The sequence below is a fragment of the Curtobacterium sp. MCLR17_032 genome (assembly GCF_003234795.2).
Lineage (GTDB): Bacteria > Actinomycetota > Actinomycetes > Actinomycetales > Microbacteriaceae > Curtobacterium.
Map to the genome: position 1 here is coordinate 2,090,919 of NZ_CP126268.1, position 12,686 is coordinate 2,103,604.

Annotated in this window: 13 protein-coding genes; 1 reads left to right on the forward strand and 12 read right to left on the reverse strand. The window is 69.2% G+C overall.

What is annotated here, in order from left to right; translation table 11 throughout:
* Nucleotide 1: 1 nt before the first annotated feature.
* The 9 genes from DEI97_RS09845 to DEI97_RS09885 all read right to left on the reverse strand — a co-directional run bounded on the left by DEI97_RS09845 (nt 2) and on the right by DEI97_RS09885 (nt 7,678).
* Nucleotides 2-904 (reverse strand): F0F1 ATP synthase subunit gamma, encoded by a 903-nt coding sequence (locus DEI97_RS09845; RefSeq protein WP_111043790.1) that lies wholly within the window; start codon nt 902-904, stop codon nt 2-4.
* A complete protein-coding gene (atpA, locus tag DEI97_RS09850; protein ID WP_111073618.1) occupies nt 905-2,533 on the reverse strand; it encodes a F0F1 ATP synthase subunit alpha in 1,629 nt (542 codons plus the stop codon).
* 106 nt (nt 2,534-2,639) lie between these two features.
* The gene (locus DEI97_RS09855; protein ID WP_111073619.1) at nt 2,640-3,434 is read right to left on the reverse strand and encodes a F0F1 ATP synthase subunit delta; all 795 of its coding nucleotides are present in this window, start codon (nt 3,432-3,434) and stop codon (nt 2,640-2,642) included.
* Between the two features lie 2 nt (nt 3,435-3,436).
* A complete protein-coding gene (locus DEI97_RS09860) occupies nt 3,437-4,000 on the reverse strand; it encodes a F0F1 ATP synthase subunit B (protein WP_111043792.1) in 564 nt (187 codons plus the stop codon).
* Between the two features lie 8 nt (nt 4,001-4,008).
* On the reverse strand, nt 4,009-4,251 hold the full coding sequence (atpE, locus tag DEI97_RS09865) for an ATP synthase F0 subunit C (protein ID WP_017885749.1): 243 nt from the start codon (nt 4,249-4,251) through the stop codon (nt 4,009-4,011).
* Between the two features lie 61 nt (nt 4,252-4,312).
* Entirely contained in the window at nt 4,313-5,173 is an 861-nt protein-coding gene (gene atpB, locus DEI97_RS09870) for a F0F1 ATP synthase subunit A (RefSeq protein ID WP_181439126.1), read from the reverse strand.
* 104 nt (nt 5,174-5,277) lie between these two features.
* The gene (locus DEI97_RS09875) at nt 5,278-5,757 is read right to left on the reverse strand and encodes a Cg1360 family ATP-synthase-associated protein (RefSeq protein WP_111073620.1); all 480 of its coding nucleotides are present in this window, start codon (nt 5,755-5,757) and stop codon (nt 5,278-5,280) included.
* Entirely contained in the window at nt 5,754-7,007 is a 1,254-nt protein-coding gene (locus DEI97_RS09880; protein WP_111073621.1) for an MraY family glycosyltransferase, read from the reverse strand. Before DEI97_RS09880 ends, DEI97_RS09875 begins: the two co-directional genes overlap by 4 nt.
* Nucleotides 7,004-7,678, reverse strand: a complete 675-nt coding sequence (locus DEI97_RS09885) for an L-threonylcarbamoyladenylate synthase (protein ID WP_111073721.1) — start codon at nt 7,676-7,678, stop codon at nt 7,004-7,006. The genes DEI97_RS09880 and DEI97_RS09885 overlap by 4 nt, the downstream gene beginning before the upstream one ends.
* 26 nt (nt 7,679-7,704) lie before the next feature.
* Here DEI97_RS09885 and DEI97_RS09890 point away from each other — a divergent pair, with 26 nt between their 5' ends.
* Nucleotides 7,705-8,373, forward strand: a complete 669-nt coding sequence (locus DEI97_RS09890; protein WP_111073622.1) for an HAD family hydrolase — start codon at nt 7,705-7,707, stop codon at nt 8,371-8,373.
* 31 nt (nt 8,374-8,404) lie between these two features.
* On the opposite strand, the gene prmC is transcribed toward DEI97_RS09890, so the two are convergent.
* The 3 genes from prmC to rho are packed head-to-tail and all read right to left on the reverse strand — an operon-like array spanning nt 8,405 to nt 12,606.
* Complete coding sequence (gene prmC / locus DEI97_RS09895; RefSeq protein ID WP_502866667.1) at nt 8,405-9,286, reverse strand: peptide chain release factor N(5)-glutamine methyltransferase; 882 nt, start codon at nt 9,284-9,286, stop codon at nt 8,405-8,407.
* Nucleotides 9,283-10,365 carry a peptide chain release factor 1 gene (gene prfA / locus DEI97_RS09900; RefSeq protein WP_111073624.1) on the reverse strand — a complete coding sequence of 361 codons (1,083 nt, stop codon included), beginning with the start codon at nt 10,363-10,365 and terminating at the stop codon, nt 9,283-9,285. The genes prmC and prfA overlap by 4 nt, the downstream gene beginning before the upstream one ends.
* Nucleotides 10,366-10,368: 3 nt before the next feature.
* Nucleotides 10,369-12,606: a transcription termination factor Rho gene (rho, locus tag DEI97_RS09905; protein WP_111073625.1), complete on the reverse strand. Its 2,238-nt coding sequence runs from the start codon at nt 12,604-12,606 to the stop codon at nt 10,369-10,371.
* Nucleotides 12,607-12,686: the final 80 nt, after the last annotated feature.

Below are 12,686 nucleotides of genomic sequence, written 5' to 3' on the forward strand. Positions count from 1 at the left end.
ACTACTTCTTCTTCGACGAGAGGGCGTCGGCGCCGCCGACGATCTCGGAGATCTGCTGCGTGATCTCAGCCTGTCGCGCGTTGTTCGCGAGGCGGGTGAAGTCACGGATCAGGGAGTCGGCGTTGTCGCTCGCCGCCTTCATGGCCTTCTGACGGGCGGCGTGCTCGGAAGCAGCCGACTGCAGCATGGCGTTGAAGATGCGGCTCTCGATGTAGACCGGCAGCAGCGAGTCGAGCACTGCATCGGCGTCCGGCTCGAACTCGTACAGCGGCAGCGGCTCGTCGCCCTGGGGCTCGTCCACTCCGTCCACGACCTCGAGCGGCAGCAGGCGGACGACCTGCGGCTCCTGCGTGGCGAGGCTGAGGAACCGGTTGAAGACGATGTGGATCTCGTCCACGCCGCCCTCTGCCGTGTCCTGCAGGAACTTCGCCACGACGGCGTCGCCGATCTCCTTGGCGGTCGAGAACTCCGGCTGGTCGGTGTTGCCGACCCACTGCTGCTCCGACGCACGCTCACGGAACGTGAAGTACCCGACGGACTTGCGCCCGACCAGGTAGTACACGATGTCCTTGCCCTCGCTGCGGAGCAGGGAGGCGAGCTCCTCGCCCTGCTTGAGGACGTTGGTGCTGAACGCGCCGTTGAGACCGCGGTCCGAGGTGAACAGCACCACGGCCGCGCGGGTCGACGTCGCCGGCTCGGTGGTCAGCACGTGGTCGACGTTCGAGAACGTCGCCACGGCCGACACGGCCCGGGTCACCGCACGGGAGTACGGACCGGACGCGGCCATGCGGGCTTGCGCCTTCTGGATCCGCGACGCCGAGATCAGCTCCATGGCGCGCGTGACCTTCTTCGTGGTCTTCGCGGACTTGATCCGCTGACGGTAGACCCGGACCTGCGCTGCCATCTAGCGACGACCCTTGACGATCTGCTCCTGGTCGACGTCCTCGGAGTCCGCGGCGTCGAACTGCTCCGAGCCGAGCGTCTTGCCGTCGCTCGTCTGGAAGCTCTTCGTGAACTCGTCGATCTCCTTGGACATCGCCGCGACGGTGTCGTCGCTGAGCTGGTTCGTCTCGCGGAGGGTCGTGAGCACGTCGGAGTTGCGACGCAGGTGGTCGAGCAGCTCGGACTCGAAGCGCAGCACGTCCGGCACGGGGACCGTGTCGAGCTTGCCGTTGGTACCGGCCCAGATCGAGACGACCTGCTCCTCCACCGGGTACGGCGAGTACTGCGGCTGCTTGAGCAGCTCGGTCAGACGCGCACCACGGTCGAGCTGACGACGCGACGCCTGGTCGAGGTCGGACGCGAACATCGCGAACGCCTCGAGCGAGCGGTACTGCGCCAGTTCGAGCTTCAGCGTGCCGGACACCTTCTTGATCGACTTCACCTGGGCGTCACCACCGACGCGGGACACCGAGATACCCACGTCGACGGCCGGACGCTGGTTCGCGTTGAAGAGGTCCGACTGCAGGAAGATCTGGCCGTCGGTGATCGAGATCACGTTGGTCGGGATGTACGCCGAGACGTCGTTCGCCTTGGTCTCGATGATCGGGAGGCCCGTCATCGATCCGGCGCCGAGCTCGTCGGACAGCTTCGCGCAACGCTCCAGCAGACGGGAGTGCAGGTAGAAGACGTCACCCGGGTAGGCCTCGCGTCCCGGCGGACGACGCAGGAGGAGCGACACCGCACGGTAGGCCTCGGCCTGCTTCGACAGGTCGTCGAAGATGATCAGGACGTGCTTGCCCTGGTACATCCAGTGCTGGCCGATGGCCGAACCGGTGTAGGGGGCGAGGTACTTGAAGCCGGCCGGGTCGGAGGCGGGGGCCGCGACGATGGTCGTGTACTCCATCGCACCGGCGTCCTCGAGCGCGCCCTTGACGGAGGCGATCGTGGAGCCCTTCTGTCCGATGGCGACGTAGATGCAGCGGACCTGCTTGTTCTCGTCGCCCGACTCCCAGTTGGCCTTCTGGTTGATGATCGTGTCGATCGCGATGGCCGTCTTGCCGGTCTGGCGGTCGCCGATGATCAGCTGACGCTGGCCGCGGCCGACGGGGATCATCGCGTCGATCGCCTTGATGCCGGTCTGCATCGGCTCGTGGACCGACTTGCGGGACATGACGCCCGGTGCCTGCAGCTCGAGGGCGCGACGTCCCTCGGCTGCGATCTCACCGAGACCGTCGATCGGGGCGCCGAGCGGGTCGACGACCCGGCCGAGGAAGGCGTCGCCGACCGGGGCCGAGAGGACCTCGCCCGTACGGGTCACTTCCTGGCCCTCTTCGACGCCGGAGAACTCGCCGAGCACGATGGCACCGATCGAGTCCTCGTCGAGGTTCTGGGCGAGGCCGAGCGTGCCGTCCGCGAAGCGGATCAGCTCGTTGGCCATGACGCCGGGGAGGCCTTCGACGTGGGCGATGCCGTCACCGGCGTCGGTGACGTGCCCGACCTCGGCCGTGGAGGCCTTCGTCGGCTCGTAGTTCGAGACGAAGTCCTTCAGGGCATCACGGATCTCATCGGGGCTGATGGTGATGTCTGCCATGGGATTTTCCTTGTTGGTTTCCGGGGCCCTTCGGCTCCGAGAGGGTGATGCTGCCGGGCGGGGCAGTTCCCGTTGTGGACTTGGAGGGACGAGTCCGACCGTACGCTCAGCCGGCGAGCTGCAGACGGAGGTCTGCGAGCCGCGTCGCGACGGTGCCGTCGATGACGTCGCCGCCGACCTGCACGCGGACCCCGCCGATGACCGAGGGGTCGACGACGCGGTTCACGGTGATGTCCCGTCCGTAGCGCTGCGCGATCCCGTGGGCGACACGAGCCGCCTGGTCGTCGGACAGCGGCGTCGCCGTGATGACCGTGGCGACGAGCTTGTCCGCCTGGTCTGCGACGATCCGGGAGGCGTCACGCACGATCTCGCCGATGCGGCGGCCACGGGGCTGCTGCACGAGGTTCGACACGATGGTGATCGTCTGCTGCGACACCTTGCCGGCCAGCAGGCGCTCCGCGAGGGAGCCCTTCTGGTCGGCGCTGCCGAGCTTGGTCCCGAGCGCGAGCTCGAGTCCGGCGTCCGAACGCACTGCGGTCTCGAAGGCGAACAGTTCGGCCTCGATCGAGGTCGACTGGTCGGCCGTCGCGGCCACGGCACGCACTGCTGCGTCCTCGATGCCGGCGAGCAGGTCACCCTGCGACGACCAGCGCGAGCCGGCGACGGCGGTCAGGACGGCGCGCGTGGCGTCGCTCTGTCCGGCGAAGACGCGGTCGATGAGGACCTTCTTGCCAGCGGTGTCGGCGGTCGGGTCAGCGAGCAGGTTGAGCAGCTGCGACGCCCGGGCGATCGCTCGCCCGGAGGCGAAGATCTCTGCGCCGACGCCCAGGTCGACGGCACCGCCGAGTTCGGCGAGCACCGCCCTGGTGGACGTCATCGCTTCGCGGGTGGCGCTGCGCATGCTCAGTGCTCCGTTCCGGCCGCCGTCTGGGCACCCTGCGACGACTCGAGGTCGGCGAGGAAGCGGTCGACGACGGCGGTCGCCTTGGCGTCGTCCTGGAGGGACTCGCCGATGACACCCGACGCGAGGCCGAGTGCGAGCGTGCCGACCTCGGAGCGGAGCGACTGGAGCGCACTCTGGCGCTCTGCCTCGATCTGCGCCTGGGCGTTCGCGGTGATGCGTGCGGCGTCGGCGCTGGCCTGCTCGCGGACCTCGTTGCCGATCGCGGTGGCGTCGGCACGGGCCTGCTCACGGATGCGCGATGCCTCGGCACGCGCGTCAGCCAGCTGCTTGTTGTACTCGTCGAGCGCAGCAGCGGCCTGCTCCTGGGCGGCTTCGGCCTTCTTGATGCCGCCTTCGATGGCCTCGGTGCGCTCATCGAGCATCTTCGTGATCCGCGGCGTGACGACACGCCACATCACGATGAAGATGATGACGAAGGCCACCGCGGACCACACGATGTCGTACACCGGTGGGATCAGCGGATTGTGCGTTTCCTCCGCCGCGATGATGAGTGCAGTCTGCATCGAGGGCCTTAGTTGGTGCCGGTGAAGATGAAGTACGTCGCGATGCCGATGAAGGCAAGGGCCTCGGTGAAGGCGATACCGATGTACATGAGGGTGGTGAGGCGACCCTGCAGTTCGGGCTGGCGGGCCACGGACTCGATGGTCTTGCCGACGACGATGCCGACGCCGATGGCCGGGCCGATCGCAGCGAGGCCGTAGCCAACCGTCGCGATGTTGCCGTTGATCTCCGCGAGAACGGTCGTTGCGTCCACGTGTTTTCCTTTCGAGGTGCGGGTCCGACGAGTGTCGGTCCCGTAGGGGGTCAGAAGGGTGTCAGTGCTCGTCAGCCAGCGCGAGCTGGATGTAGACGGCCGTCAGCAACATGAAGACGTACGCCTGGAGCAACCCGACGAGGACTTCGAAGAAGCTGAAGGCGATGCCGAACGCGAGCGTCCCGACACCGAACAACTTGAAGAGGCTCTCCGCGTCGAAGAAGAAGAACCACGTCGCCGAGAAGAACAGGACGAGGAGCAGGTGCCCCACGACCATGTTCATCAGCAGTCGCAGCGTCAGCGTGATCGGACGGAGCACGAAGGTGGAGACGAGCTCGATCGGCGTCACGATGATGTACAGCGGCCACGGCACCCCGGGCGGGAAGAGCGAGTTCCGGAGGAACGTGCCCGGGTGCTTGCGGAGGCCGGCGTAGATGAACGCGACGTAGGCGACGATCGCGAGGATCAGCGGCATCGCGATGCGGCTGGTGCCGGCGATGTTCATGAACGGGACCAGGCCCGTGAGGTTCATGAACAGGACGCCGAAGAAGATCGTCGCGAGGAGCGGCAGGAACCGCTTGCCGTCCTTCTCACCCAGGTTGTCGAAGGTGTTCCGACGGACGACGTCGAAGGCGTACTCGATGAATGCCTGTCCACGGTTGGGGACCAGCTTGAGCGCGCGGGTTCCGGCGAATGCGAAGACGAGGAGCACGGCCACCGCGAAGAAGCGGATGAGGACGATGCGGTCCATCTCGAACGCAGTACCGGCGAAGAAGATCGGGTCCGGGAAGAACTCGTTGATCGACGGACCATGGAACTCGGCGGCCTTGCTGCTCCCCGCCGCGACGGGGTTACCCGCAGCGATGAGGGACAGGGGAAGAGCGTGGGATAGCAGCGCTGTCTCCTGTGTCGGGGCGCGCACGCATGGCACGCGGAGGTGGACTGATGTGGAGGCTTGCCCGTCCGAGCTCATGCTCCGGCAGCGGGCTCCAGAAGCCTATCAGGTGTGTGCGGCTTCTCGGGCTCTCAGGCAGCGGGGTCGCGATCCTCAGCGTCCGTCCGGTCTCCGGGCAGGCTGACGCCGATCGGGACCCGGGCGCGGGCGATCACGGTGACGTCGATCACGAGCGAACCGATGACCCCGATGATGATCGCGATCGCCAGGACCGGCGTGTTCACCCAGTCGCGGTCCTTCAACGCCACGAGCACGACGATGAACACCACGAACTTCACCAGGAAGGTCCCCATGATCGTGCCGAAGAAGGCCCCGGAGATCATCTGGCCGCCGGAGAACCGGATCGCCAGGAGGACGCTGACCGCGGTGAGCCCGCAGAACACGACGCTCATCACGGCGCCGATCAGCCCGCCGGTCAGTCCGGGGCCACCGGCGACGAACCACCCGACGACACCCCCGACGACGGCGAGGGCTCCGGCGAGGACGGCACCCTGCAGCAGGATGCGCCGGAAGACCGGCCGGACGTGGTCGAGGCCGTTCGGGGTGGTCACGAGGGGTCTCCAGGGATCGGGCGGGACGGGTGGTTGGCGTGCGGGTCGCGGACGGCCGCGGCACGGTCGAGCGGGTCGAGGCTGGCATCCACCGCTCCCCCACGACGGGCGGTCGTCTGCGCGGCGATCTCGACGCGCTTCCGGCCGAGCGGCGCGAACGTCGCGATGGCGCACACGGTGAACCCCACCGCCACGAAGGCAGTGACCCACCACCAGTTGACGAAGAGGAACAGCAGGCACCCGAAGGCGACCGTGGCCGTCCACGCGTAGAAGATGAGCACCGCGTGGAAGTGCGAGTGGCCCATGTCGAGCAGCCGGTGGTGCAGGTGCTTCCGGTCGGCCGAGAACGGCGACTTGCCGGCACTGACGCGGCGGACCACGGCGAGGGCGAAGTCCAGGATCGGCACGACCAGGATCGCGAACGGCAGCAGGATCGGGATGAACGCGGGCAGCAGGTCGGTCCGGGTGCGGACCGCAGCGGGGTCGATGTTGCCCGTGATCGACACCGCGCTGGTGGCCATGAGGAAACCGACGAGCAGCGCCCCGGCGTCCCCCATGAACAGCTTGGCCGGGTGCCAGTTGAGCACCAGGAACCCCGCACAGGCGCCGACCAGCACCGCGGTCAGCAGCGACGGCAGGTTGAAGAAGAACTCCGTCTCGACGACCACGCGGTTGATGAAGAACGTGTAGAGGAAGAACACCCCGCCGGCGATGATCGCGACGCCGGCGACCAGACCGTCGAGACCGTCGATGAAGTTCACCGCGTTCATCACCAGGACGACGGCGAGCACCGTGAAGATCAGGCTCATGTAGGACGAGCCGACGCCGAGCGTGTTGCCGATCGGCAGCGACACGATGGCGACGCCCTGCCACGCGAGGATGCCGGCCGCGATGATCTGGCCCGCGAGCTTCGTCATCCAGTCGAGGTCCCAGATGTCGTCCGCGACGCCGAGCACCACGATGATCGTGGCACCGGCGAGCACCGCCAACACCCGCCCTGGTTCCGCGAACACCAACCGGAAGTAGTCCTGTCCGGCGATGGCGGGGAAGAGGAACCAGGCGCAGAGCAGGGAGACGATCACGCCGAGGAACATCGCGATGCCACCGAGCCGCGGCGTCGGGGTGCGGTGCACGTCCCGTTCGCGGACCTTCGGGTACCACTTGTACTTGACGCCGAGCTTCCAGACGACGCAGCTGACCAGGAAGCTCACGACCGCCGAGATGACGCCCGCGAGCAGGTAGAACTTCACCGCACGAGGTCGTCCCCGACGACCCGCCTGATCTCGTCGTCGGAGATCACGCCGTGGCGCACGATCCGGAGGCCCTCCCCCGCGGCGAGGCCGGTGGCGTCGACGATCGTGGAGCCGGTCGAGGAGGCGGTGCCCTCGTGCGCGGGGATCGCTCCCCCGTCGAGGTACACCGCGATGCTGTCGCCGAGCATCCGTTCGGCGTCGTCGATGTCCATCGCGGCGGGGTCGCCGGTAGAGTTCGCGGACGACACCGCGAGCGGTCCGACTTCCTGCAGGAGTTCGAGGGCGATGCGCGAGTCCGGCATCCGGAGCGCCACCGTGCCGCGGGTCTCGCCGAGGTCCCAGTCGAGGGACGGCTGCGCGCGGAGGATCACCGTGAGCCCACCGGGCCAGAACTCGTCGACGAGGCGCCGGACCTGCTCGGGCACCTCGCTGGCGAGGGCATCCATGGTCGCCACGCCCGGGATGAGCACGGGCGGCGGCGACTGCCGGGTCCGGCCCTTCGCATCGAGCAGGCGCTGCACGGCCTGCGCGCTGAACGCGTCCGCCGCGACGCCGTACACGGTGTCGGTGGGCACGACGACGAGTTCACCGCGACCGAGGGCGGCTCGGGCGAGCCGCATCCCGGTGAGGAGCCCGTCGGGGTCGGAGCAGTCGTATCGGGAAGCCATGACCTGCACGATGATAGTGCGCGAGGATGGTGCACATCGTGAACGAGACCGCTGCGCCCCCACTCCTGTTCCTCTTCGACATGGACGACGTGCTCGTCCGCTACGACTGGAAGACCCGCATGGCCGGGCTCTCCGAGCTGACGGGCCACGAGTTCGCCGAGCTCCGTCGCCGCTGGTGGGACACCGGCAGCGAGCAGCTCGCCGAAGCGGGACACTTCGCCGACGGCGACGCGTACCTGGCCGCCTTCCAGGAGGCGATGGGCTGCACGGTCGACGAGGCCGAGTGGGCCCGCGTCCGTGGCGCCGCGATGACCGAGCTGCCCGACCGGGTCGAGGCGGTCCGGATCGCCAAGGAGCACGGCCGCGTGGCGCTCCTCACGAACAACGGTCCGCTGGCCGGTCGGTGGCTGCACGAGTGGGTGCCGTCACTGCCCCCGCTGTTCGGCGAGCACCTGGACACGTCCAGCAACTTCGGCGCCCGCAAGCCGGAGCCGGACGTCTTCCGTCGGGTGCTCGAACACCACGGCGTCCCCGCCGAGCGCACGTTCTTCGCCGACGACATGCCGGAGAACGTCGCTGGTGCCCGGAGTGTCGGCATCACGGCGGTCCTGGTCGAGCGCGACACGGACCTCCGTGACGCCGTCAGGACGTTCATCGCCGCCCACGACACCGCGTCGGTCCCGACCGACGCCTGACCGACTGCCGGGAGGCCCGCCCTCCGTCCGCCTAGCGCGTGGCGGTGGTCGTCCGGTCGCGTCCGGTGAGGTCGACGTGCGTCTCCGGCGACCGGAAGCCCCGTGCCGCGAGGACCGCACGCACCCCGGCCCCCTGCTGCTCGGCGTGCTCGACGACGAGGAGTCCGCCGGGCACGAGCAGTCGCCACGCGGTCTCGGTGAGGGCCCGCACGGCGTCGAGGCCGTCGGGTCCGCCGTAGAGCGCGAGCGCCGGGTCGTGGTCGCGGACCTCGGGGTCGATCGGCAGTGCGTCGTCGGGGACGTACGGCGGGTTCGAGACGACGACCGACACCTGTCCGTCGAGCTCCGGGAACGCGTCGGCGAGGTCACCCTCGACGAGTCGCACCGTGCCGCCGTGGGCGTCGACGTTGCGCCGGGTCCACGGCAGGGCCTCGGCGGAGCGTTCGACGGCGTACACGACGGCGTTCGGCACCTCGGTGTCCATCGCGATGGCGATCGCACCACTGCCGGTACCGAGGTCGACGGCGATCGGTTCCGGCACCGCGGTCGCCCGGAGCGCGTCGATGCCGAACTGCACGACGGACTCGGTCTCGGGACGCGGCACGAAGACGCCGGGTCCCACGGACAGGGTCAGGGCGCGGAAGTGAGCTTCACCGGTGACGTGCTGCAACGGCTCGCGGGTGACGCGCCGGGCCACCGCGTGCCGGAAGCGCTCGACGTGCTCGGCGCCGATCGCGCCTCCCGTCATCGCACGGGCCTGGACGGCACCGCGGGAGGTGTCGGTCGCCCACGCGAGCAGCAGTTCCGCATCGACCTGCGGGGTCGGTACGCCGGCCGCGGACAACGCCGCGGCCGCCTCCCGGAGGAGACGGTCCGCGGCGTAAGTCGGCTGCGGCAGGTCCACGCCGGTCAGGCGTCCTGGTCGCCGATGGCGGCCAGGCGTGCCTCTTCGTCCGCGGAGATCGCCGACTGGATGACCGGCTCGAGCGCGCCGTTCATGACGCGGTCGAGGTCGTAGGCCTTGTACCCGGTGCGGTGGTCCGCGATCCGGTTCTCCGGGAAGTTGTAGGTGCGGATGCGCTCCGACCGGTCCATCCCGCGGATCTGGGACTTGCGCGCGTCCGAGGCCAGGGCGTCGAGTTCCTCCTGCTGGCGCGCGAGGATGCGGGCACGCAGGACGCGCATCCCCGCTTCGCGGTTCTGCAGCTGCGACTTCTCGTTCTGCATCGCGACCGTGATGCCGGTCGGGAGGTGCGTGATGCGCACCGCGGAGTCCGTCGTGTTGACGGACTGCCCGCCCGGACCGGAGGACCGGTACACGTCGATCTTCAGGTCGTTCTGGTTGATCTCGACCTCTTCGGGCTCGTCGACCTCGGGGAAGACGAGCACGCCGGTCGTCGAGGTGTGGATACGCCCCTGCGACTCGGTCTGCGGCACCCGCTGCACACGGTGCACACCGCCCTCGTACTTGAGGTGCGCCCACACGCCCTGGGACGGGTCGGTCGCGTTCGACTTGATCGCGACCTGGACGTCCTTGTAGCCCCCGAGGTCGGACTCGGTGCGCTCGAGGAGCTCGACCTTCCAGCCCTTGCCCTCCGCGTAGTGCGAGTACATCCGGAGCAGGTCGGCCGCGAACAGCGCCGATTCCTCGCCGCCCTCGCCGCCCTTGATCTCCATGATCACGTCACGGCCGTCATCGGGGTCACGCGGGATGAGGAGCCGGCGGAGGCGCTCCTGGCGCTCCGCCAGCTGCTCCTCGAGCCCGGGGACCTCGTCCGCGAACGCCTCGTCCTCACGCGCGAGTTCCCGGGCGGCGGCGAGGTCGTCCCCCGCCGCCTGCCAGGCCTCGTACGCCGCCTTGATCTGGCTGAGTTCGGCGTACCGCCGGTTGACCTTCTTCGCACGGGCCGCGTCGGCGTGGAGCGCGGGGTCCGACAGCTGCTGCGTCAGTTCCTCGTGTTCCGCCAGCAGCCCTGCCACCGACTCGAACACGCGTTACTCCTGGTGGCCGTTGCCGTGACCGCTGGTCGCCGGCACGGACTTCTGGATCTGGACCAGGAACTCCACGTTCGACTGCGTCTCCTTGAGGTTCCGCAGCACCACGTCGAGTGCCTGCTGGGTGTCGAGCCCGGCGAGGGCCCGACGCAGGCGCCACGTGATCGCGACCTCGTCGGCGGAGAGCAGCTGCTCCTCGCGACGGGTCCCGGAGGCGTTGATGTCGACGGCGGGGAAGATCCGCTTGTCGGCCAGGTGACGGTTGAGGCGGAGCTCCATGTTGCCGGTGCCCTTGAACTCCTCGAAGATCACCTCGTCCATCTTCGACCCGGTCTCGACGAGCGCCGTGGCGAGGATGGTCAGCGAGCCGCCGTTCTCGATGTTGCGGGCGGCGCCGAAGAAGCGCTTGACCGGGTAGAGCGCGGCCGAGTCCACGCCACCGGAGAGCACGCGGCCCGACGGCGGGGTGGCCAGGTTGTACGCGCGCCCCAGGCGGGTGATCGAGTCGAGCAGCACGACGACGTCGTGGCCCAGCTCGACCAGGCGCTTGGCACGCTCGATGGCGAGCTCGGCGACCGTGGTGTGGTCCTCGGCGGGACGGTCGAAGGTCGAGGCGATGACCTCGCCCTGCACCGTGCGCTGCATGTCGGTGACCTCTTCGGGACGCTCGTCCACCAGGACGACCATGAGGTGCGCCTCGGGGTTGTTCTTCGAGACGGCGTTCGCGATGGCCTGCAGGACGACGGTCTTGCCGGCCTTCGGCGGGGAGACGATGAGACCGCGCTGGCCCTTGCCGATCGGCGACACCAGGTCGATGATCCGCGTCGACAGCTTCGCCGGCTCGGTCTCGAGGCGCAGGCGCTCGTTCGGGTACAGCGGGGTGAGGTCCTGGAAGTCGACGCGGGCGGCGGCCTCGTCGGCGGTCTGGCCGTTGACCGTGTCGATCTTCACCAGCGCGTTGTACTTCTGACGGCTCTGCTGCTCGTTGTCACGCGGCTGCTTGATCGCACCGACGACGGCGTCGCCCTTGCGCAGGTGGTACTTCTTCACCTGGCCGAGCGAGACGTAGACGTCCTCCGGTCCCGGCAGGTAGCCGGTGGTGCGCACGAAGGCGTAGTTGTCGAGCACGTCGAGGATGCCGGCGATCGGGATGAGGACGTCGTCCTCGGTCACCTCGGGCTCGAACTCGTCGTTCTGGCCACCGCGACCGCGCTTGCGGTCACGCTGCCGGCGGGTGCGACCGTTCTCGGCCTCCTGCTCGGCGGCGCGCTGCTGCTCGCCACGCTGCTGGTCGCCGCGCTGCTGGTCACGCTGGGCGTCCTGCTGCTTCTGGTCGCGCTGCGCGTCCTGCTGCTTCTGGTCGCGCTGCGTGTCGCGCTGGTCCTGCTGCTTCTGCTGACCGTTCTGCTGCTTGCCGTTCTGCTGCTGCGCCGGCTTCTGCTCGGGCTCGGCCTGCTGCTGGGCGGGCTTCTGCTCGCCCTGGTCGGCCTGGTCGGCGTTCTGCCCGCGGCCACGACCACGGCCGCGGCTGCGACGGCCACGACGGGCGCCGCCCTCGGACTGGTCGCCCTGGTCGGACTGGTCGTTCTGCTGGCCCTCGGTCGACTGGGTGTCGTCCTGCACGGCGTCCTGGTCGCCCTGCTCGACGGCGTCCGCGACCGGGACCTGGGTCTCGGCGGTGGCGCCGCGCGACTCCTGCGCGTCGGCCTGCTGCGCCTGACGGTCACGACCGCGTCCGCGACGCTGGCCGCTCTGGGCGGCTTCCTGAGCGTCCTTCTCGGCGCGGACCTGGTCGAGGCCGGCGAGGAGGTCCTCGGTGCCGGTGTGCCCGGCGTTGGTGTGCGCGACCGCAGCGGTCGGCTCGGCGGTGACCGTGCCTCCCGAGGTGACGCGACGGCTGCGACGACCGCGCGGGGCGGACTCGGCGGGGGCGTCGGCCTGCGTGGCCGGTGACTGGGTGGCCGGCGCCTGCGCGGCGGCCTGGGTGACGGGTGCCTCCGCTGCCGGAGCGGCCTCGGGAGCCGGCGTGCCGGTCCCGGCGCCGTCGAGGGTCGGCGTCACGGAGGCGGGTGCCTCGGCCGGACGCTTGTCCTCGATCGACGCGATCAGGTCGCCCTTGCGGAGCTTCGAGAGCCCCGTGATGCCGAGGGACGAGGCGATGCGCTGGAGCTCCGGGAGACGGAGTGCGCGGAGGTCAGTGGGGATCTCCACCGAGGTGGAGGTGGTGACGTCGGTCACGATGCTGTTGTTCCTTCCGACCGCAGAACGCGGAGAGTTTCCACCGATCTCGTGGCAGCGTGCAACGGCCGTCGTTCAGA

Coding starts and splice junctions, on each gene's coding strand:
- DEI97_RS09845 (WP_111043790.1), bottom strand. CDS start 904: ATGGCAGCGCAGGTCCGGGTCTACCGTCAGCGGATCAAGTCCGCGAAG.
- atpA (WP_111073618.1), bottom strand. CDS start 2,533: ATGGCAGACATCACCATCAGCCCCGATGAGATCCGTGATGCCCTGAAG.
- DEI97_RS09855 (WP_111073619.1), bottom strand. CDS start 3,434: ATGCGCAGCGCCACCCGCGAAGCGATGACGTCCACCAGGGCGGTGCTC.
- DEI97_RS09860 (WP_111043792.1), bottom strand. CDS start 4,000: ATGCAGACTGCACTCATCATCGCGGCGGAGGAAACGCACAATCCGCTG.
- DEI97_RS09885 (WP_111073721.1), bottom strand. CDS start 7,678: ATGGCTTCCCGATACGACTGCTCCGACCCCGACGGGCTCCTCACCGGG.
- DEI97_RS09890 (WP_111073622.1), top strand. CDS start 7,705: ATGGTGCACATCGTGAACGAGACCGCTGCGCCCCCACTCCTGTTCCTC.